19 protein-coding genes are annotated in these 20,322 nt (G+C 60.2%); 17 read left to right on the top strand and 2 right to left on the bottom strand.

The genetic code is table 11. From position 1 onward, the window contains the following. Positions 1-155: 155 nt before the first annotated feature. Together RIFP1SYM_RS01380 and RIFP1SYM_RS01375 are read right to left on the bottom strand one after the other, a co-directional pair. Positions 156-503 (bottom strand): hypothetical protein, encoded by a 348-nt coding sequence (locus RIFP1SYM_RS01380; protein ID WP_039959525.1) that lies wholly within the window; start codon positions 501-503, stop codon positions 156-158. Between the two features lie 75 nt (positions 504-578). Further along, a complete protein-coding gene (locus tag RIFP1SYM_RS01375) occupies positions 579-905 on the bottom strand; it encodes a hypothetical protein (RefSeq protein WP_039959523.1) in 327 nt (108 codons plus the stop codon). Between RIFP1SYM_RS01375 and RIFP1SYM_RS16205 the strand changes: the two genes are divergently transcribed. The 17 genes from RIFP1SYM_RS16205 (at position 904) to RIFP1SYM_RS01295 (ending at position 20,297) form a co-directional block, all read left to right on the top strand. After that, a complete protein-coding gene (locus RIFP1SYM_RS16205; RefSeq protein WP_050798686.1) occupies positions 904-1,692 on the top strand; it encodes a phosphatase PAP2 family protein in 789 nt (262 codons plus the stop codon). The two genes, RIFP1SYM_RS01375 and RIFP1SYM_RS16205, sit on opposite strands and share 2 nt — an antisense overlap. 36 nt (positions 1,693-1,728) lie before the next feature. Next, a complete protein-coding gene (locus RIFP1SYM_RS01365) occupies positions 1,729-2,646 on the top strand; it encodes a lysylphosphatidylglycerol synthase transmembrane domain-containing protein (protein ID WP_039959522.1) in 918 nt (305 codons plus the stop codon). Continuing rightward, positions 2,636-3,190, top strand: coding sequence for a phosphatase PAP2 family protein (locus RIFP1SYM_RS01360; RefSeq protein ID WP_039959520.1), 555 nt, complete (start codon positions 2,636-2,638; stop codon positions 3,188-3,190). Before RIFP1SYM_RS01365 ends, RIFP1SYM_RS01360 begins: the two co-directional genes overlap by 11 nt. A 22-nt stretch (positions 3,191-3,212) precedes the next feature. Continuing rightward, on the top strand, positions 3,213-4,232 hold the full coding sequence (locus RIFP1SYM_RS01355) for a glycosyltransferase family 2 protein (RefSeq protein ID WP_006473719.1): 1,020 nt from the start codon (positions 3,213-3,215) through the stop codon (positions 4,230-4,232). After that, on the top strand, positions 4,222-5,670 hold the full coding sequence (locus RIFP1SYM_RS01350) for an ArnT family glycosyltransferase (RefSeq protein WP_139042027.1): 1,449 nt from the start codon (positions 4,222-4,224) through the stop codon (positions 5,668-5,670). Before RIFP1SYM_RS01355 ends, RIFP1SYM_RS01350 begins: the two co-directional genes overlap by 11 nt. A 550-nt stretch (positions 5,671-6,220) precedes the next feature. Next, positions 6,221-7,057 carry a NosD domain-containing protein gene (locus tag RIFP1SYM_RS01345; RefSeq protein ID WP_050798684.1) on the top strand — a complete coding sequence of 279 codons (837 nt, stop codon included), beginning with the start codon at positions 6,221-6,223 and terminating at the stop codon, positions 7,055-7,057. A 571-nt stretch (positions 7,058-7,628) separates the two neighbouring features. Continuing rightward, positions 7,629-8,666: a hypothetical protein gene (locus RIFP1SYM_RS01340; protein WP_139042025.1), complete on the top strand. Its 1,038-nt coding sequence runs from the start codon at positions 7,629-7,631 to the stop codon at positions 8,664-8,666. Positions 8,667-8,674: 8 nt separating this feature from the next. Continuing rightward, positions 8,675-8,995 (top strand): winged helix-turn-helix domain-containing protein, encoded by a 321-nt coding sequence (locus RIFP1SYM_RS01335; protein WP_005958754.1) that lies wholly within the window; start codon positions 8,675-8,677, stop codon positions 8,993-8,995. 86 nt (positions 8,996-9,081) lie between these two features. After that, positions 9,082-9,930: an HDOD domain-containing protein gene (locus RIFP1SYM_RS01330; protein WP_138921704.1), complete on the top strand. Its 849-nt coding sequence runs from the start codon at positions 9,082-9,084 to the stop codon at positions 9,928-9,930. A gap of 278 nt (positions 9,931-10,208) precedes the next feature. Next, positions 10,209-11,975 (top strand): SulP family inorganic anion transporter, encoded by a 1,767-nt coding sequence (locus RIFP1SYM_RS01325; protein WP_005958751.1) that lies wholly within the window; start codon positions 10,209-10,211, stop codon positions 11,973-11,975. Between the two features lie 65 nt (positions 11,976-12,040). Continuing rightward, entirely contained in the window at positions 12,041-12,727 is a 687-nt protein-coding gene (locus RIFP1SYM_RS01320; RefSeq protein ID WP_005958750.1) for a response regulator transcription factor, read from the top strand. Next, a complete protein-coding gene (locus tag RIFP1SYM_RS01315) occupies positions 12,711-13,964 on the top strand; it encodes a sensor histidine kinase (RefSeq protein WP_005958748.1) in 1,254 nt (417 codons plus the stop codon). Before RIFP1SYM_RS01320 ends, RIFP1SYM_RS01315 begins: the two co-directional genes overlap by 17 nt. A 253-nt stretch (positions 13,965-14,217) precedes the next feature. After that, positions 14,218-16,176: an SLC13 family permease gene (locus tag RIFP1SYM_RS01310; RefSeq protein ID WP_320415587.1), complete on the top strand. Its 1,959-nt coding sequence runs from the start codon at positions 14,218-14,220 to the stop codon at positions 16,174-16,176. Positions 16,177-16,272: 96 nt separating this feature from the next. Beyond that, the gene (locus RIFP1SYM_RS17740) at positions 16,273-16,431 is read left to right on the top strand and encodes a hypothetical protein (protein WP_005958746.1); all 159 of its coding nucleotides are present in this window, start codon (positions 16,273-16,275) and stop codon (positions 16,429-16,431) included. 134 nt (positions 16,432-16,565) lie between these two features. Further along, on the top strand, positions 16,566-17,093 hold the full coding sequence (locus RIFP1SYM_RS01305) for a hypothetical protein (RefSeq protein WP_005958745.1): 528 nt from the start codon (positions 16,566-16,568) through the stop codon (positions 17,091-17,093). A gap of 250 nt (positions 17,094-17,343) precedes the next feature. Beyond that, positions 17,344-19,200: a DUF4382 domain-containing protein gene (locus RIFP1SYM_RS01300; protein WP_006473728.1), complete on the top strand. Its 1,857-nt coding sequence runs from the start codon at positions 17,344-17,346 to the stop codon at positions 19,198-19,200. Positions 19,201-19,355: 155 nt separating this feature from the next. Continuing rightward, complete coding sequence (locus tag RIFP1SYM_RS01295; RefSeq protein ID WP_005958743.1) at positions 19,356-20,297, top strand: metallophosphoesterase; 942 nt, start codon at positions 19,356-19,358, stop codon at positions 20,295-20,297. Positions 20,298-20,322 lie beyond the last annotated feature (25 nt).

Here is a 20,322-nt window from a genome sequence, read left to right as displayed (position 1 = left end):
TGTTCCTGTTGGTGGCGGCCCCCTGGTATTTGGTGCAGTATCTGCAAAACGGCATGGGCTTTTTCGAGGGCTTCTTCTTCACCCACAACAGTGGCCGTTTCAGCGATGCGATGGAGGGGCACCAAGGCGGGTTCTGGTTCTATCTGCCGGTGCTGCTACTCGCCACCCTGCCGTTTACCCTGCCGATCGCTGGCGGGTTGGGGATGGCGGTTAAGAGGTGGAGTGAGCCACTGCCGCGATTTCTGTTGATCTGGTTTGGCTTTGTCTTCCTCTTCTTTTCCTTTTCCGCGACCAAGCTGCCCCACTACTTGATCTACGGGCTTACGCCGCTGTTTCTGCTTGGCGGGGTCTGGCTGAGCGGCAGGCGCCTCGGCACGGCGGCTTTTCTGCCACTGCTGCTGCTGTTGGGTCTGTTGCTGGCGCTGCCGGGCCTGCTGGATATGGCGCTGCCACAGATCAAAGACCCCTACGCTCAGGCGGCCCTGGCCGAGCCTGAGCGGCACTTCACCAGTGCCTACTATGGCGGGATCGGTCTGGCGTTGGTTGCGGCGATCGGGTTGATGTTGTTTCGCCGCCGTTTAGGCGAGTTGAGCCTGCTCGCCACCGGCCTGCTGGCGGTGTTTGCCCTCTCCGGGGTGTTCCTGCCGGTATTTGGTCAGATCCAGCAGGGGCCGGTGAAACGTGCCGCGGAGCTGGCCCGAGGCCTGCCGGGCGAAGTGATCATGTGGCGCGCTAAACTGCCCAGCTTCAGCGTCTATCGGGAGGCGGTCACGCCCACCCGGGAGCCCAGGGCAGGCGACCTGGTACTGACAAAGCGCCACCATCGTGCCGATCTGCCTCCCCACACTCTGCTGTTTGATGAGGGTGGCATCGTCCTGGTGAAAATCGATCCGGAGATCCCCCATGAGTCGACTCAAGCTGCGCCACCCACTGGTCTGGATGCTGCCTCTACTGAGCGCCGGCGCGGCGCTGCTAGTGTGGCAGGGCCCGCTCAATCGCGAACTGTTGCTGCTGCTGAACCGGCTGGGACAGGGCGACCCGGTGCTCTGGACCTCGATCACCATCCTCGGGGATGGCCTAGTGGGGCTGGCGTTGCTGCTGCCGCTACAGCAGCGCAACCCACGCCTGGCCTGGGTCGCGATCCTGGCGGGGCTGATCGGCGCACTGCTGGTGCATCTGCTGAAGCCGATGCTGGACGCACCGCGGCCACCGGCGTTGCTGTCAGCGTCGGAGCTGCTGACAATCGGTCCTGCGTACCACAGCCACTCCTTTCCGTCGGGTCACAGTGCGACCATCTTCGCCCTGGCCGGCGTGCTGAGCCTGGCGTGGTTAAAGCACCCGCTACGGGTGGTTGTACTGATTGCCCTGGCGACTCTGGTGGGGCTGTCACGCAGCGTGGTTGGGGTGCACTGGCCGGTGGATATCCTGGCTGGCGCCAGTCTGGGATGGATCGCCGCTATCCTGGCTACTCGCCTCGCCGAGCGCTGGCGCTGGGGCGAGCAGGAGCCTGGTCGCAGTCGGCTTACCGTTTTCCTGCTGCTGTGCGCCCTTGCACTGCTGCTGATCGACCATACTGGTTACCCTATGGCGCTCGCCTTCCAGCAGGCGATTGCCTTGATCTGTCTACTCGCCGCGTTGTTGATCGGGGTGCGCGCCGCGCCGCGTGTTGAAGGCGCAGCGGGGGCCGATTGACGAATGACAGGGCAGAGCACAAACGCAGCACCCCGCATGCAGCCGGAGTCTGGCCGCGGCCGCAGCATGCTGCTGTGGGGAGTGCTATTTGCGGTCTTGCTGGCGGCGGTGGAGTACTGGGTCGGTTGGGCACGAATTCTCGCTGCCTGGCGTGCGCTCAGCCCGATCCAAATCCTGCTGGCGGCCGGCTTGGTGGTGATCAGCTACCTGATGCGTACCCTGCGCATCCATCTCCACTTCCTGAGCGCAACCGGCGGGCGTTTCGCACTGAGCCTGCGCATGGTGCTGCTGCACAATCTGTTCAACAATCTGCTGCCGATGCGTGCTGGCGAGCTCTCCCTGCCGCTGCTGATGAAACGCTACTTCGGTGTGCGTCGGGCCGAGACGGTGGGCGCGCTGCTCTGGTTCCGTTTTCTCGATCTGCTCACTCTCAGCCTGATTGGTGTGGCGGCGCTGCTGTTGTGGCTCGACACTGCCTTCGCCCCGGCTTTGCTGATCGCACCGCTGATGGCGTTGCTTGCTCCCTGGCTGGTGCCCCGGTTGATCACCTGGTCGGCGCGGCGGCTGCCGGAGCGTTGGTCGGAGCGGCTACAGGCGCTGCGCAACGGCTTTCCGCAGGCGCGCCGACAGGCGCTGATCAACATCCTCTTCACCCTGCTCAACTGGAGCATCAAGCTGGGGGCCTTCGCCTGGATTCTCTTCAGTCTGGCTGAGACATCTGCAGGTGCCGCCTGGCTGGGGGCCATCGCCGGCGATCTGAGTAGCGTGCTGCCGATGCAGGGGTTTGCCGCTGCCGGCACCTTCGAGGCGGGGGTGATGGCGGTGCTGGTGCCTACCGGCACCGGGGCAGAGCAGGCCCTCAGCGCGGCGATCAACTTGCACCTGTTTCTGCTTGGGCTGTCGCTGCTCTCTGGGGCGCTGGCGCTGCTGTTGGGGAGGGAGCATGTCACCTGATCAGTCGCTGATTATCTGGATCAACCAGGGTTGGGCCAGCCCCTTTCTCGACTGGCTGCTGAGCTGGGTTTCAGATAAATACAGCTTCTCTTTTCCACTGTTGCTGTTGTTGTTGTGGACGGCGGTCAGCCGAGAGCTCTCAGCAGGCTTGCGCTGGTGGCTGGCGTTGATCCTCATGGTTGCCCTGGGGGATGCCCTGGGGGCGCAGCTGAAGGATCTGTTTGCCCAGGNGCGCCCCTGTTTCTCGTTTTTCGAGCCGTTGCGGTTGATCGAGGGGGGGCAGTGCGGAGCGAGCCTGAAGGGGATGCCATCGAACCACGCCCTTAACTCCTTTGCGGCGACGGCATTTCTCTTTGTCACCCGACCCGCCTGGAAGGGGTGGCGTCTGTTTCTGTTAGTGAGCGCAATTCTGGTGGCGTTGTCGCGTATCTATTTGGCGAAGCATTTTCCCAGCCAGGTGGTGATGGGCGCGGCGATTGGTACTCTCTGGGGCCTCGCCGCCGCCTGCCTCTACGACCGCATTCGCTGTCGTGGTTCCGATTGATTTTGACTGTGATGACATTGTGATGAATGAAAAAGAAAAGCAGGGCGATGCCAGTCGGGCACCACGCCTCTCCGTTGTGGTGCCGATGTATAACGAGATCGAAAATGTGGCGCCGTTTTTCAACGACGTGCACAAGGCACTGGAGCACTACTGCGGGGAGTGGGAGCTGGTGCTGGTGGACGACGGCAGTAGCGATGGCACCGGCGAGGCGTTGCGTCAGGAGGCGATTAGCTCCGGGGGCCATGTGCGAGTCATCAGCCTGCAACGTAACTTTGGCCAGACCGCGGCGATGCAGGCGGGTTTCGATGCCGCCAGGGGAGAGGTGATAGCCACTCTCGATGGCGATTTGCAGAACGATCCGGCGGATATCCCGCGGCTGGTGGAGCGGTTGGTGGCGGAGGATCTCGATCTGATCCAGGGCTGGCGGCAGAAGCGCAAGGATGATCTGATTCGTAAGATCCCGTCGCGCATCGCCAACCGGCTGATCGGTCGTATTACCGATGTGACCCTGCACGACTACGGCTGCAGCCTCAAGGTCTATCGTGCCTCGGTGATCAAGGGAGTGCGGCTGTTTGGCGACATGCACCGCTTCATTCCGGCTTGGATGTCGATGTACACCTCCTCGTCGCGCATCACCGAGGAGGTAGTCAACCACCGGGCGCGCATTCATGGCGAATCTAAGTATGGGTTGGGGCGCACTTTCCGGGTGATCATTGACCTGATCTCGGTCTACTTCTTTCTGCGCTTCCTCAGCCGACCTGGCCACTTCTTTGGCCGTATCAGCATGTTTTTCGGTGGTCTGGGCGGGTTGATCCTGGGCTATCTCGGCGTGCTCAAGATCGGTTTTGGGGAAGATATCGGCACCCGGCCGTTGCTGCTGATTGGCATCCTATTCATCCTGGTGGCGGTGCAACTGATGACCACCGGCGTGCTCAGTGAACTCAACTCCCGCACCTACTTCGCCACTGGCGATACCCGCTCCTATACGGTGCGCCGTGACAGCGGGGGCGGGCTGGCGGATAAGCCAAAAGATGACGATTGAGCGACACGATCGCTGGTGGCTGCTACTCTTGGTGGTGGCGCTGGTGCCGCTGCACGCGCTGCTGATCTGGGCTGCCAACATCGAACTGAACTTCGATGAGGCTCACTACTGGGAGTGGTCGCAACATCTCGATTGGAGCTACTACTCGAAGGGTCCGCTGATCGCCCTGGCGATCGCACTGCCAAGCGAACTGTTCGGGCAGGGCGACTGGCAGGTGCGGTTGATGGCCTGGCTCAGCCACGGCCTGTTGCTGGTGCTGTTGTTCCATTTTGCACGGGATCTCTGGCAGAGTCGTGCGGCGGGCTGGTGGGCGGTGCTGCTCGGACTCAGCTCGCCGCTCTTCTTCATGCTCGGCAGCGTGATGACTACCGACAGCCTGCTCTTCCCCTTCTGGACCTGGGCCCTATGGGCGGCGGTGCGCGCCTTGCAGCGGGGGCAGAGCCACGCCTGGTACGAAATGGGGATTGCGGTCGGCATCGGCGCCCTGGCCAAGTTCAGTATCGCGCTGCTGCCGACCCTCATCGCGTTGTTGATGCTGACGCGAGCCGAGTGGCGACAGCAGTTTCTCAAGCCCCACCCTTGGCTTGGTGCGCTGCTGGCGCTGGCCATCGTCTCGCCGGTGCTGATCTGGAACAGCCAGCACGACTGGGTGATGTTCCGCCACGAGCAGGGCCATATGGCGGGCGGGGGCATTGGCAACTTTTTTGAGGTGCTGCTGGGCCAGCCGCTGGCACTCTCACCCCTGCTGGGGCTGGTGATGATTGCCACTCTGGTGCGTCGGCCGCAACAGCCCGAGGCCTGGCTGGTGCGCAGCCTGACGTTGATGCTGATGGTGTTTTTCCTCTGGAAGTCATTCGGCGGCAAGGTGCAGCTCAACTGGCCTGCGCCGATCCACATCGGTGTGATCGTGCTGTTTGCGGGCTATGCGGGGGAGTGGTTTGAGCGCCACCGACGCTTTATGGTCGCGGGGCTGCTGGCCGGCATGCTAGTCTCGATCCTGGTCCCCTTTCCGCAGCTGTTTGGTCTGCCGCTGCACAAGAGCTATCTGAAGAAGACCCAGGCCTGGCGGGAGTCGATAGCGACCCTGGCAGCGCAGGCGGGGCCAGTCGATTTCCTGATCGCCTCCCACTACCACCTGGCCAGTGAACTGGCCTTCTACTGGCCGCAACGGCTGCCGGTCTATCCGCTGCCATCTGGCGGTGGGCGGTTTACCCAGTACCATCTCTGGCCTGGGTTGGAGCGGGAGCAGGGGCGAAGCGCCCTCTATGTCACAGATTATGCGGGCCTGGCGCCTGCACTGCTGCAGGCGTTTGCCGAGTGCAAGTCGGTTGGGAGTGTACCGGCCGTCACCGCTGGAGGTGGCGTGGTGCGCACCCTGCATGGTTGGCGCTGCCGTGACTATCGGCATATCGACTGGCCGCAGCCGAGCCGGTATTAATATTAATCCGGCAACATAAAACAGAGACTTTGGTTTCAAATGTAGATGGGTTGAGCGCGCGAAATCCATCACTGTGTTGCTGGCCAAGCCAGCTGCCAAGCCAGGCGTTTCGCGGTAGTATCGGATGGTCTCCGCGGTTGAGAGACAGCAGTAATACTGGATGCAGCTTATCCATGACACGCCCGACCCTCTCCACCTTCTGTTTGTTGGCCGGCCTGCTGATCGCTGGCCCCGGCCACTGCCTGCCGCCACTGCAGCTGTTCATCGATCTAACCGCCCCCGGCGGCACCCTGCGCCCGCCAGCTGGCACCTATCCTGGTCCGATCGTGATCAACAAGCCGATCACCCTGGATGGCCAGGGCCAGGTCACTATCGATGGTGACGGGCAGGGCACGGTGCTGAGTGTGCAGGCGGACAATACCACCATTCGTGGTCTGCACCTGATCAACTCAGGTGATTCCCACGATGCTATGGACGCCGGCCTGTTGCTGAAGGCGAACCATGTGCGGATCGAGCAGAACCGGATCGATGAGGTGCTGTTTGGCATNTTGTGCAGCAGGGCAACCACAACACCATCCGCGAGAATCGCATCGCCTCGCTCCCCCGTGAGCCAAGCCTGCGTGGTGAGGGGCTGCGGCTCTGGTACAGCCGTGATAACCTGATCGAGAGCAATCAGTTCAGCCAGGTGCGCGATCTGGTGCTGACCAACTCGCCGGCCAACCGGATCATCGGCAACACCCTGCGCGACAGCCGAATCAGCATGGAGTTTATCTTCTCTCCGGACAACGAGGTGCGGGCCAACCAGATCATTGGTAACGATACCGGCATCGTCGCGATCTACTCGGATCGCCTGAAGATCGAAGAGAACCGCATCGAGCAGATCCGCAACACCGGCAGCTCGGCCCTCGCCATCAAGGAGAGTTCCCAGGTGGTGATCGCCCGCAACCAGATCCTGCACAACGCGGTCGGCCTCACCGCCAACTCCCCCACCGATCCAGAGAACATCCTCTACCTGCGCAACAACCACTTCACCTACAACACGGTGGCGATGTACTTCTATGGCGAGAAGGGGGGGCATCTGATCCACGACAACTACTTTGAAAACAACCTCACCTCGGTGGCGGTGAGCGCCCCGATCAGCGCTCGTTTTAACGACTGGCGGGGCAATCACTGGGAAGGTTATGAAGGCTTCGACCAGGATGATGACGGCTTTGGCGACACGCCCCACGATATCCGCCTCTATTCCGACCGGATCTGGATGGACCGCCCCACCACCGGCTTCTTCCGCGGTTCGCCGGTGATGGAGGTGATCGACTTCATCGAGCGTTTGGCACCGTTTTCCCAGCCGGAGTTGATTCTCAGCGATCCGGCACCGCGGACCCGGTAGGGGGCGCGTATGTTGGGATTCGCGACTGCTCATCCCAACCTACTTGGCTGGCTAGCTATCTGTCGTTTGCCTTCACTACCACCTTACCGCCCTCGCCATTCAGACCGGCAGAAAGGGTGAAATCGACCTGCTCATGGGTCGGTTGCCAGCTCTTGCCGTCGTAGCTGAGCCACTGTTTTAGAGATAGAGTTCTCGCTGCAGGCTGACTTGGGTGTTAGCGCCAGCCTTCTGTTGCAGCATTGAGCCGTCGATCACCAGCTCTACCGGAAAGGTTTGGCCGGCAGGGATGTGCAGCACATAGTTCAGGGCTGTCGGGCGTGCCGCTGCCGATCTCTACAACGGGCAGTTTCGCCATCTCGGCGCTGCTGGGCGGTGCCATTGAAGCACAGCCGCTGATTCCCAGTGCCAATAGCATTGTGCTCAGTACCATCTGTTTCATCTGTCATCTCCTGATTTGAGTGGTGTCGATCGGTCTGATCAACGCTGGCAGAGTCCATTCGAAGTTGTGCTCTGTGTTTCAGAGTAATACACTCTGAAACACAGAGCAAGAATCAGATTGGAGGTATCAGTGATGGAGAAACAGAGCCATCCCGAGCAGTTGGATGCGATCTACAGCATGATCTCGAGGGGCCAGCAGAGTGTGCGTATGGACCCCCATACGCTGTTGATCTGGGGGGGCGCCGGTGGCTTTCTTGCCATCTTTACCGATCTGCTGATCACCGATGCGCGTTTCCCGGAGCAGTGGTCCCAGGCGCTGGCGGTATTTCTGCTGGTGGGAGGTGTGCTGACCACGGCGGGGCTGTTCGACTATCGTTTCACCCGCAGGCTGCGCTGGCGGCAGGATCGGACCTTATCCTTCGTGCAGCGCCAGCTCACCAAGGTGTGGTGGATTCTGATGGGGCTGGGGGTGCTGATGTCCGTGGCCACCCTGTTCTACGGCGGTGGCTACATGATCTTCGCCGCCTGGATCTTCCTGGTTGGCCTGGCGCTGGTGATCCACGGGCTCTTCTCTGAACAGCCGCTGGAGTGGTATGGGGCCTCGATGATGTTGGCGAGTGTGTTGCTGCTGGCGCTGCGGGTCGACTATCAGCTCACCCAGTGGCTCGCAGCGGCGCTGTTCGGGGTCGGGCTGCCACTACTGGGGCTAATCCTGCGCTATCAGCCGCAGATGCGGCGTCTGATGGCTCTATCGGCCCTGGTGGGGTGGGGGCTGCTGGTGTGTCTGATGGCGGAAGCGGGTTATCAGATGACCCGGGGCTCCTTCGATCCCCAGGCTGAGCCTATCCGGCTGGCCGATTTTGCGGTTGATCAGGTCAGAGGCGAGCAGATTGTTAGCCTGCCGGTTGGCTCTCCGGTGCCGCTCTATCTGATCTGGGAGGGCAACCTGTTGCAGAGCAGTGAGTTGGAGCCGATTCCGCTGCGCTTGAGCCAGCCGCTGGAGATCCTGATGAGAGACGGGGTGCCCGAGGGGCACTACCGGATTGGCGGTGGTGAGTGGAGGGAGATATCGTATAATTTCCGCGTCCCCAGACTGACTATCCAGGCACTCATCGACAAGGAGACAGGGCCGAGAATCGACACCTCTTTGCGGGTCGAGATCGGCGAGTAGCGCTCTGCATGAGCATCCACGAACAGTCTCAACCCGCCCAGCTCGACCGGCTGCTGCATCAGCCGGTGCGCACCCGCATCGCCGCCTATCTGGCCGGGCGTGATGAGGCCAGCTTTACCGAGATTAAGAAGGCGCTTGGCCTTACCGACGGCAATCTGGAGGCGCACATGAAGAAGCTGGTGGCGGCGGAGTACATCCAACCCCACAAGCTGGACGATTCTCCCCGCAGCCAGACCATCTATGCCCTGACTGAAACTGGCCGGGCGGCGTTTCGCCGCTATGTGGAGGCGCTGGAGCAGTTGATCGCTCTGAGTGGTCTGCCAGGGTAGAGGCTCCCTAACATGCGGTTTCAGATAAATTATCCCGATCAATAGCCGCTAACGTGACTAGATCAACTTAGAGGGAGCTACATTTGGTGTCGTACGAGTTTTTGCTGTCCAAAAATCAACTTCGCCAAGCTTATAAAACGATTAAAGGGATGAGCGTCCCGAACATGCCGGACGTTGTGGTTAAGGTCAACCAGGAAATTGGACGGCAAAATACCAGTCCCCATAAGGTGGCGGAACTGATCACGAGCGATATTGCGCTAGCAGGAAACGTTCTAAAATTAGCCAACTCCCCTCTTTATCGCCGCAGGGCGGAGATACAATCAGTTGAGCATGCCACTATGATGCTTGGACTGACGAATCTGAAGAACTTGGTTATCGCTTCGGCCTTCAAACGCGCTTTGGCGAACAACAATGCTGACTATCGACAGATAGAGGAAGACTCACAGATCATTGCACACTGTGCTTCAGGAATTGCGGCTATGGTCGACGATGTCGCACCGGAGGACGCCTACCTTAGTGGTTTGTTTCATGACGCAGGCATGATGCTGCTGGCGCAGAAATTCGGGAATTATCTGGGGTTTATGGAGAAATGGGAGGATGATCCCATCGGAGTGATCGCCGCAGAGGAAGAACAATTCGGAACCAATCACTGTGTTGTGGGATTTATGTTGGCTAAGCACTGGGAACTGCCCGAGTCGGTCTGTTATGCAATTAGCCAACATCACTTGAGATGCTGTGATCACATAGAAGATCCGCACCTGCGTGGGCACATTGCTGTCTTAAAGCTTGCTAACTATCTCCTGGCAAGCACCGTTACTATCAATACTGTTGATGATATGCCGGACAATTGGGTGGTATACCGAGAGACGGCGATCAAGGAACTCGCGCTCGATCACGAATCCGTAAATGAAATACGTTCACTCTGTTCCCTATAGTAGGCTTGGCCTGTGACCTTGAGTTCTGCTAGCAGATGACGTGCCAGCAATGCCGGGAGGCGTTGTAAAATAACCTTTACCCCTTGTGGCAGGCTGATGTCGCGCTCCAGTAAGATCCCGCGGTAGAGTTTGACAAAGGCTGGCGTCACATCTGGACGCTCTCCGTGTCAGAGACTCCTTAACGAATTATTCACATATGTAACGGTAGACTACTGTCCGAATGCTCCGCATCTTTAGGTGTGGTGTATCACGAATAGTGAAGTTGTTGAGAAGGTTATATGACACAAGATTTTGCACACGGCCTTGCCCTGAGGCTGTTTCCGTTCCTGCGCTGGTGGCCGCAGGTTGATTCCACGACGTTGCGCAGCGATCTGCTGGCTGCGCTGACTGGGGCTGTGGTGGTGCTGCCCCAGGGGGTGGCTTTTGCATCCATTGCTGGGATGCCGCTGGAGTATGGCCTCTATGCAGGGATGGTGCCGGCGATTATCGCCGCCCTGTTCGGTTCCTCGCGCCACCTGGTGTCGGGGCCGACCACGGCGGCATCTATCGTTCTCTTCTCTGCCTTGAGTGTCTATGCGGAGCCGGGCAGCGCCGATTATGTCACCCTGGCCCTGACCATGACCCTTATGGTGGGGGTGCTCGAGTTGGTGCTTGGACTGGTTCGTATGGGGGCGCTGGTCAATTTCATCTCCCATTCGGTGATAGTCGGCTTCACTGCCGGCGCGGCGATTCTGATTGCGGCCAAGCAGCTGAAGAATTTCTTTGGGGTGGAGATGCCGAGAGGCGGCCATCTGCATGAGATCCTCTATCACTTCTGGCAGCAGATCCCCTCAATCAATCCCTATGTGCTATCGGTGGCGGTGATCACCCTGCTCTCAGGGCTGGCGGTGAAGCGCTGGTTTCCCCGCTTCCCCTACATGATTGCGGCGATGCTGGCCGGCGGCCTGACGGCAGCATGGTTGAATCAGCTGTTCGGCGCCGATGTTACCGCGATCAAGACGGTGGGCGCCCTGCCGCAGAGCCTGCCGCCTCTCTCTAGCCCCGATCTCTCGTTTCAGACGATCCGTGATCTGGCCCCCTCTGCGCTGGCGGTGACTCTCTTCGCCCTCACTGAAGCGGTCTCCATCGGCCGTTCCATCGCCGCCCGCAGCGGCGACCGTATTGATGGCAACCAGGAGTTTATCGGCCAGGGGTTGTCTAATATCGTGGGCAGCTTCTTCTCGGGCTATGTGGCCACCGGCTCTTTCAACCGTAGTGGCCTCAACTATCAATCGGGCGCGAAGACACCCCTGGCTGCGGTATTTGCTGGCCTGCTGCTGGTAGTGATCGTACTGCTGGTGGCCCCTTATGCGGACTGGCTGCCCAATGCGGCTATGGCCGGCATCTTGTTCATGGTTGCCTGGGGTCTAATCGACTTCAAGGAGATCCGGCATATCCTGAAGGGCAGCCGCCGGGAGACGGCGGTGATGGTGGTTACCTTCTTAGGCGCCCTGTTCCTAGAGCTGGAGCTGGCAATCTTCGCTGGCATCCTGCTGTCGCTGGTGCTCTATCTGGAGCGGGTCTCCCGCCCCCGTATCGTCAGCCGGGCCCCCAATCCCATGCTCTACAAGAATGCCTTCTCTAGTGATCCGGGGCTACCCCAATGCCCTCAGCTGAAGATCCTGCGCATCGACGGCTCGCTCTTTTTCGGTTCGATCAACCATGTGCAGGATGAGTTTGAACGCATTCGTGAACAGTCACCGGCCCAGACTCATCTGGCGATCGTGGCCAACGGCATCAACTTCGTTGATATCAGCGGCGCCCAGGCGCTGGCCGATGAGGCGCGAAAACGGAAGGGGATGGGCGGAGAGTTTTATATGATTCACGTCAAGCAGGGGTTGTGGGATGCTCTGGAGCGCTTTGGTGCTCTCGATGTGATCAATCCGAACCATATCTTCCAGTCCAAGACGGACAGCATTCGCGCCATCTACCAGAAACTGAATCGGGAGATCTGCAGGGGCTGCGACAAGCGGATCTTCCGGGAGTGTAATGATGTCTCAAAGTAGACAAAATGGTGCTGTGCTGGTTGGCGGGATGAACAAGGGGGGGGCTAACTGGCCCGAGGAGGGAAATGTATATTCTGGTGATCGAAGACAATCCGGACCTGGTGGCCAATCTCTACGATTTTCTTGAGCCACGGGGTTATGTGGTAGACGCGGCAGGCAGCGCCAGGGGTGGTTTGCATTTTGTTCAGGAGAAGGTCTACGACGCCATCATACTGGACCTGACGCTGCCGGACATGGATGGCCTGGAGGTCTGTAAGCGTTTGCGCGATTCCGGATGTGACACCCCGGTGTTGATGTTGACCGCCCGCGATACCCTGGATGACAAGCTGGAGGGGTTCGGCAGCGGGGCAGACGATTACCTGGTGAAGCCCTTCGCCATGCAGGAGCTGGATGCCCGCCTGAAGGCCTTGGTGCGGCGGGTGAGCGGTGATCAGTCCCGCGAGTTGCTGCGGCTGGCCGATTTGGCGTTCGATCCTGCCACTCTGCAGCTGGAGCGGGACGGCCGCTCGATCTCCCTGCCGCCGATTCCGCTGAAGATCCTGGCCCTGCTGCTGCGGCAGTCGCCCCGGGTGGTCCCACGGCGTGAGATCGAGCGGCGCATCTGGGGGGATACGCGCCCCGACAGCGATGCCTTGCGCGCCCATATGTCAGTGCTGCGTGCGGCGATCGATAGGCCTTTCGACAAACATTTGTTACGTACGGTACACAGTATCGGCTACCAACTGATCGCACCCGATGAGATTCAGGGCTAGCCTGCGCTATCGTGTCGCCCTGGCCTTTACCCTGCTGGGTATGCTGGTGAGTGTGGGGCTGGCCGGTTCCCTCTATCTACTCGCCATCGATATGGAGGCGCGGCTGATCGCTGAAACGCTCTCTGCGGAACTCGAAGATTACATGGTGCGCTTCGAGGCCGACCCCAGGGCGCTGCCTCCCGCGAGTACGATGATTCATACCTATGTGTTCCTGCCCGGCACGATGGGCGTGCCGGAGGCGTTGCGAGAGCTGCCAGCCGGCCTGCATCAGGTGCATATGGAGGGCAAGGAGTACTACGCAGAGGTGCGGCTCAACGACGAGCGCCATTTCATCGTCTTGTACGATGCCGAACAGATCCGGCATCGGGAGAACCAGTTCGAGCTGTTCCTCGGTATCGGTATGCTGGTCATGACGCTGGCGTCGGCGCTGCTCGGTTTCTGGCTGGCGAGGCGGGTCATCTCTCCTGTGAGGGAGTTGGCGACGCGCGTCTCCACGCTCTGTCCTGAGGCGCATGGCGCGCCACTGGCCGGGGATTTTCCGCATGACGAGGTGGGCACCCTGGCCAGTGAGTTCGACGCCTATCTGCAGCGGTTGGCCGCCTTCATAGAGCGTGAACAGTCGTTTACGGCCGATGTCAGCCATGAACTGCGCACGCCGCTGGCGGTCATTGAAGGCGCGGTCGACGTGCTGCTTGAAGATCCCGGTATGGATGCAGCCCGGCGTTCCCGGGTCGAACGCATCGCCCGCTCTGCTCACGATATGTCTGAACTGGTCACGGTGCTGCTACTGTTGGCCAGGGAAGAACGGGGCGATAGGGTGGCGGAGTATGACTGTGCGGTAGGCGAGATGCTGCAGCAGGTGGTGGAGGAGCATCGGCACCTGTTGCATCGTAAATCGCTGGAGATAAAACTGGATATCCAGGCGCAGATGAGTCTGTCAGTCGCCTGTCCCATGTTGCGTGTGGTACTCGCCAATCTTATCCGCAATGCCATCGCCTATACCGATCGGGGGCAGGTGCATGTCTCTCTGGATGGAGCGGGTATATCGGTGAAGGACACCGGCATTGGCATCTCTGAGCAACAGATGCAGCGGATATTCGACCGCTACTATACCGGTCCGACCGGCGGTGAAGGTATCGGGCTCTCCCTGGTGAAACGCATCTGTCGGCGCTACGGCTGGAGTATCGATATAGAGAGCCACGAGGGGCTGGGCACCATCTTCCGGCTCTCGTTCTGAGCCGCATCGAGAGGGTGGAGGGTAGTTTGCCGGGATCGCCGATCGGTCCGGGAATCCGGTGATGCTCTCCGCTTGCCTGCCAGCCTTATCTACCCGCCTATCACGAATCCTTAGCATCCCCTTAGCCTTTTCTTAACGTTCATATAGCTAGCATAAAGTCGTCTTCTTGCCGCTGGTGCGGCGGGATTGAGCGGATTTTTGCTGGGCTGACAAAGGAGGAAAGGTCTTGATCTCACTTGCCGATGAGGAGCGCATGGTCGCGCAGGCCAAGGGCCTGGATCGCAAGCAATGGATTGCGGCCGCGATATTCGCGGTTATTGCCCTCTACATGGCAAAGGTGGTGCCTAGTATCGAGATCGCCTGGGTTAGCGGCCTGCTGCTCTTTACCATCTATCTATTCGCCTTTGAGGTGGTGGGAGTGGATGTGGCCGCCACCACGGTGATGGTGTTATTGGGGCTGACCTCTCTGCTGGCGCCCGTCATGGGGCTGGCACAGGGTCTGGTCGACACCCAGCATCTGTTCGATGGCTTCTCCTCCAATGCGGTGATTTCGATCATCGCGGTTATGATCATCGGCGCCGGTCTCGACAAGACCGGTATCATGAGCCGGGTGGCCAGCTTCATCCTGAAGGTCGGTGGCAGCGGTGAGGCGCGCATCATCCCCATCATCTCCAGCACCGTCGGTGTCATCTCCTCGTTTATGCAGAATGTCGGCGCCGCCGCGCTGTTTCTGCCGGTGGTCTCACGTATCTCTGCCCGTTCCGGGCTGCCGATGTCACGCCTGCTGATGCCGATGGGGTTCTGCGCCATTCTCGGCGGCACCATCACGATGGTGGGATCGAGTCCCCTGATCCTGCTCAACGATCTGATTCTCACCTCCAACCAGGCGCTGCCAGCGGAACAGCAGATGACGACCTGGTCGCTCTTCTCCGTCACCCCGGTGGGGCTGGCCCTGGTGGCGACCGGCATCATCTATTTCGTATTGGCCGGTCGGTTTGTGCTGCCGGCTAGCGGGAACGAGAGCAGCACCAGTGGCTCCGATCCGATGAAGTATTTCCAGGATGTCTACGGCATCAACTATTCCCTATCGGAACTGGTGGTGCCGGACACCAGCCCTCTGGTGGGTAAGCGACTGGATGATGTGGAGACCAAATACCGGGTGCGGGTGATCGCCAGTAAACGTCTTGGCGAGGAGACCCGAGTCGGTCCGGGCACCCTGGCCCGCACCACCGAGATCCAGAGGGGGATGGTGTTGGGGCTGGTGGCCGACCCCTGTGATCTCGACCACTTCATCGAAAAGTATGCTCTGAAACAGCGCCAGGGGCTGCGCAGTTTCGCCGAGGCCCTGGCTCCCACCAAGGCCGGTATCGCTGAGGTGGTGATACCGCCCGGTTCCAGTCTGATCGGCAAGAGTGCCCGTGATGTCTGGATGCGCAAGAGTTATGGCCTGGCGATGGTTGGTCTGCACCGCAACGGCAAGACGCTGCATGAGGGCGATGAGATCCGCAACACCCCCTTTCAGGCCGGCGACACTCTAGTGGTGCATACCGCCTGGGATGCCCTGACCCGCATCGAGAAGGACCGCAACTTTGTGCTGGTGACCACCGAGTATCCCCATGAGGAACTGCGTCCGCAGAAGATCGGCTATGCACTGTTGTTCTTTTCTGTTGCTCTGGGACTGGTGTTGTTCACCGATCTGCGCCTCTCGGTGGCGCTGCTCACCGGCGCTATAGGCATGGTGCTCTGCGGGGTGCTCAGCATCGAAGAGGCCTACGAGGCCGTGAGCTGGAAGACGGTGTTCCTGCTGGCCTCACTGATCCCCCTAGGGTTGGCGGTCGAGACCACCGGTACGGCAAAGTGGATCGCCGAACAGGTGCTTGAGGTGGTGGGGCAGATGCCGACCTGGGTGATCCAGGCGGCAGTGGCGCTGCTGTCGACCTTCTTTACCCTGGTGATGTCGAATGTGGGTGCCACGGTGTTGTTGGTGCCGTTGGCGGTGAATATTGCCATCGGCGCGGATGCCGACCCCGCCGTGTTCGCCCTGACCGTGGCCATCGCCACCTCCAACTCCTTTCTGATCCCGACCCATCAGGTCAATGCCCTGATCATGGGGCCAGGTGGTTACCGTGTGCCAGACTTCATGCGCGCAGGCGGCATCATGACCCTGCTGTTCTTGGTGGTGATGATGCTGATGATGAATGTGGTCTTCTGATGGAGTGGTGGGTTTGGTCTTGAAGTCTCTCATCTTGAAGTCGGCCGGGCGCTCAGTGAGGTATCAAGTATTGTCCACTTCAAGCGGAGTGCATGGGTGATGGACAAGAGATTCAAACGACTACGCAAGCCGTTGATCCTGGCGGCAGTGGTGATCTGGATTGGCTATGTCTTTCTGGCCAATGGTGCAGGAGCGGGTGTTATGACAATGATTTTTCTGCTGCTGATGATCACAGCTATGAACATCGAGTTTTGAGACGGCCGGTACCGGATGATGCGTGCGCAGTGTGCGTGGAACTCGGCAACCGTTCCTGGCAGTGCCGTTGGTGTGCTGCTACTGGTTGATTCATCGGGCCTGTTTTTTTATCGCCGGAATCCGCGGAGAGAAGCATGTTGAAAGGCATCAAAGAGATATTGAAGACGATGGGCGAGGCGTTGACCTATGCGGATGCTGGGGAGATGCTCCTTGCGGAACAGAAGGCCGAGGTGCTGGCCCGTTCCACGCGATTCATTCCGGGCATAGCCGATACAGTGCAGCCCAGTGTGGTCTTGGCCGGCGATGAGGTATTTGGCCCCGTGGCGGTGGAGCGTGCGATTGCCTTGTGTCGTGAGAAAAATGCGATGCTGGATCTTCTTTACGTCTCGCCACAAGGTGGTACGGCAACCATCGGTCTGGCGGAGGTGTTGACTCGCCTGGAAGGGGAGATCGATCTGGATTTCCAGGTGACGCGCCGGCATGGTGATCTGCTCGTCGAGCTAGACAACCATCTTCGCACACGCCAAGCGGTTCATGAGGTCGTGCTTGATGTCAGCGAAGGCCTTCGCTCTCGAGCCGAAACGTACCGGCGCACCGAACAATGGCCTCGAACCTCGAGTCGCCCGGAAGTGGTGCTGACGGACGATGCGGTCCATGTCTGATGGTTGAGGGCGCCGTGAATTCATCCTTGAAGGCTTGATGGCTGCATCCCTGCTGCCGATACCTCGGCAATCAGACAGATCACCACCAATCATTTGGTGGCCGGGTCGATAATCTCCCAGCCAGCGGCTTGTGATGGATGTCACGCCGCCGTACTCAATCCCTGTCAACCGATCTCCTTCAGCTGCGTTGTTCTGACTACAGGCGTCGATCCGGTCGCCTTTGAGTCAGTTCAAACAGAGGAGAACTGTTGTGGATAGCAAAGATTTCAGTGTTTTTAGGGCAGGTGGCGCGGCGTTGCGGCGCTTCCTGCAGTTGGGTTCACTGCTGGCAGCGATCGGCTTTGCCGCACTGCTGGGTGGCTGTGGTGGTGGCTCGGTCGAAGGGGAGAGCGGTGATGTCTGGGTTGGTCTGACCGATGCGGCGGGCGACTTTGCCACCTACACGGTTGATGTCACCGCCATCACCCTGACCAAGGCGAATGGCGAGGTGGTGGAGACCCTGCCGCTACAGACCACTGTTGACTTTGCCCAGTATGTCGATATGACCGAGTTTCTCACCGCCGCCACCGTGCCCTCGGGCTTCTATGTGGCGGGCACCCTGTCGCTCGACTATAGCAACGCAGTGATCCAGGTGGAGAACGCGGCGGGTGAGATCGTTGATGTGGATCGGCTGATCGACAGTGACGGCAACCTGGTTACCAGTCTGGATGTAGAGGTCAAGCTGGAGGAGCACAACCGGCTGCTGATCGCCCCTGGCATCCCCGCCAATCTGACCCTCGACTTCGACCTCAACGCCTCCCACCGCACCGAGTTCGGCAGTGAGGTGGTGACCACCATCGAGCCAGTGCTGATCGCCGAGGTGGATGCCGAGCGGCCCAAGCCCCATCGGGTGCGTGGTCCGCTAAAGCAGGTCAATGAGGCCGCCGGTAGTTACACGGTCGTGATGCGTCCGTTCCATCATCGTCTGACCAATGACGAACGTTTCGGCACCCTGCAGATAGAGACCACCGACACCACCCAGTTCGAGATTGATGGCCAGAGCTATACCGGCACGGCAGGGCTGAGCGCACTGGCGGCGATGCCGACCTTCTCTGCCACCATCGCGGTGGGTGATCTGAAGTTTGGCCCGCGCCGCTTCGAGGCAACCGAGGTCTATGCTGGCTCCAGCGTGCCCGGCGGCGACAGCGACGTGGTCACTGGTGATGTGGTCGCACGTAGCGGCGACATCCTCACTGTCAAAGGTGCAACCCTGGTGCGTAGCGACGGCAGCGTGATCTTCCGCGACCAGGTGAGCGTGACCCTGGGTGACAACACCCAGGTGAAGAAGCAGCTCTCCAGCGGCGACTTCAGCAAGGATGAGATCTCGGTCGGCCAGCGGCTGCGGGTCTTTGGCACTCTTACCGAGACCACCCCCGGCGCCCTGACGATGGATGCCAGCGAGGGTCTGGTACGGATGCACCTGACCACCCTGCGCGGCACTGTTGCCGAGAACAGTGTGGACGGCTTCGCCATGGTGGTGGACCGCTTCAGCCATCGCAAGGCCGAAGCGTTCGACTTCAGCGGCACTGGCATCACAGCGGAGCAGGATGCCGATCCCAACCACTACGAGATTGATACCTCGAGCCTCAACACCTCCAGCTTTGCCATCGCCGCAGCGATGCGGGCACGTGGCTTCGTCACCCCCTTTGGCAGTGCCCCGGCCGACTTCACCGCCCAGACCCTGGAGGATCTCTCGGCCCTGCCGGCGGTACTGGTGGTGAGCTGGGATCCAGCCAGCGCCGCCGGGGTGAGCATTGTCGACCAGAGCCTACTGCTCAACCTGGAAGGGGTGGGGCGTTTCCACCACATCAGCCAGGCCGGTGCGCGCATCGATCTGCTGGGGCTGGAAGGTGACTTCATGGTGGTCCAGGGCTCCAATGAGGTGGGCCTCTACTCGATCGTCCAGCCCGATGGACCGGTGGCACTGCACACCAGCTTTGCCGCGTTCCTCGCTGATCTGCAGTCGCGCCTCGACAACGGTGTCGCAGTGCGGCGGCTGCTGGCCCCTGGCAGCTATGTTGGGGAGATGAGCCATGCAGCGCGGCGGATGATCATCCAGGTCGAATAATCGATTTCATGTTGGGAGTCAGCGGGCGGCTCAGGCCGCTCGTTTTTTCTGCCTATGGAAGACGCGCAGCACCGCCGCATCAAATCCCGCAACCTTTGTTCCGTAATCGTGATTCGAAGCTGGTGAAGAGTCTGCTTCCGGGTTAGATTTGAAGCATGGAGCAGGAGATCAGGCAACAGTTGGAACAGCGCCTTGGCAGGCTGCATGCTCGCCTGCGGCTGGGTATTGAGGAGGAGACCAAGCCCAGGGTCTTCGGCAACGGCATCAACTTTTTCCACCCGGAGAACTGGTATTCGGTCCACTCGCTGATCCGTAACAGCCTGCGCCTGGTGGGGCTCTATCGCCGGGGACTGCGCAACACCCTCGATATCCAAGTGCGCCGTCACGAGGTGACGATCAAGGGACTGTCGCCAGAGTTCGACGGCTACACCCTGCTGCAGCTGAGCGACATCCATGCCGATATCTATCCCCCGGCGGTCCACGCGATGGTTGAGACGGTGCGGGAGCTGGAGTACGACGCCTGCGTGCTCACCGGCGACTACCGGGCCCAGACCCATGGGCCGGTGGAGGCGGCAATCGAGTGGATGGGTGTGCTGATGAGCGGGTTGCGCCAGCCGGTTTACGGGGTGCTGGGAAACCATGACAGTGTCACCATGCTACCGGCGCTGGAGGCGATGGGCATTCGCATGCTGCTCAATGAACATCAGTTCATCGAGCGGGGGGAGGCGCGAATCTATCTGGTGGGAATCGATGACGCTCATTACTTCCGAGTCGACAATATTGAGAAGGCGGCCCACGCGATCCCGCTGGAGGCGGTCTCGATCCTGCTCAGCCACACCCCGGAGATCTATCGTCAGGCAGCCCATGCTGGGTTCAATCTGATGCTCTGCGGCCATACTCATGGTGGCCAGATCTGTCTGCCGGGCGGTATTCCCATCACCCTCGATGCCAAGTGCCCGCGCTACATGGGCTCAGGTCCCTGGGACTACAATGGCATGCGTGGCTACACCTCCGTCGGCACCGGTAGCAGCATAGTCAACGTGCGCCTCAACTGCCCGCCGGAGGTAACCCTGCATCGGCTGCGGGCCGCCCTATAGACAGGTCGGACCGCGTCCGACATCA

Origin of the sequence: endosymbiont of Riftia pachyptila (vent Ph05), assembly GCF_000224455.1 — a bacterium.
In the GTDB taxonomy this organism is placed as follows: Bacteria; Pseudomonadota; Gammaproteobacteria; order Chromatiales; family Chromatiaceae; genus Endoriftia; species Endoriftia persephonae.
This window is presented reverse-complemented; position numbering and strand designations above follow the sequence as displayed.

What these genes read in the sequence shown, in the direction of transcription:
- RIFP1SYM_RS16205 (WP_050798686.1), top strand. Translation starts at nt 904, where the DNA reads ATGAGTCGACTCAAGCTGCGCCACCCACTGGTCTGGATGCTGCCTCTA.
- RIFP1SYM_RS01375 (WP_039959523.1), bottom strand. Translation starts at nt 905, where the DNA reads ATGGGGGATCTCCGGATCGATTTTCACCAGGACGATGCCACCCTCATC.
- RIFP1SYM_RS01365 (WP_039959522.1), top strand. Translation starts at nt 1,729, where the DNA reads ATGCAGCCGGAGTCTGGCCGCGGCCGCAGCATGCTGCTGTGGGGAGTG.
- RIFP1SYM_RS01355 (WP_006473719.1), top strand. Translation starts at nt 3,213, where the DNA reads ATGAATGAAAAAGAAAAGCAGGGCGATGCCAGTCGGGCACCACGCCTC.
- RIFP1SYM_RS01350 (WP_139042027.1), top strand. Translation starts at nt 4,222, where the DNA reads ATGACGATTGAGCGACACGATCGCTGGTGGCTGCTACTCTTGGTGGTG.
- RIFP1SYM_RS01340 (WP_139042025.1), top strand. Translation starts at nt 7,629, where the DNA reads ATGGAGAAACAGAGCCATCCCGAGCAGTTGGATGCGATCTACAGCATG.
- RIFP1SYM_RS01335 (WP_005958754.1), top strand. Translation starts at nt 8,675, where the DNA reads ATGAGCATCCACGAACAGTCTCAACCCGCCCAGCTCGACCGGCTGCTG.
- RIFP1SYM_RS01325 (WP_005958751.1), top strand. Translation starts at nt 10,209, where the DNA reads ATGACACAAGATTTTGCACACGGCCTTGCCCTGAGGCTGTTTCCGTTC.
- RIFP1SYM_RS01320 (WP_005958750.1), top strand. Translation starts at nt 12,041, where the DNA reads ATGTATATTCTGGTGATCGAAGACAATCCGGACCTGGTGGCCAATCTC.
- RIFP1SYM_RS01315 (WP_005958748.1), top strand. Translation starts at nt 12,711, where the DNA reads ATGAGATTCAGGGCTAGCCTGCGCTATCGTGTCGCCCTGGCCTTTACC.
- RIFP1SYM_RS01310 (WP_320415587.1), top strand. Translation starts at nt 14,218, where the DNA reads ATGGTCGCGCAGGCCAAGGGCCTGGATCGCAAGCAATGGATTGCGGCC.
- RIFP1SYM_RS01305 (WP_005958745.1), top strand. Translation starts at nt 16,566, where the DNA reads ATGTTGAAAGGCATCAAAGAGATATTGAAGACGATGGGCGAGGCGTTG.
- RIFP1SYM_RS01295 (WP_005958743.1), top strand. Translation starts at nt 19,356, where the DNA reads ATGGAGCAGGAGATCAGGCAACAGTTGGAACAGCGCCTTGGCAGGCTG.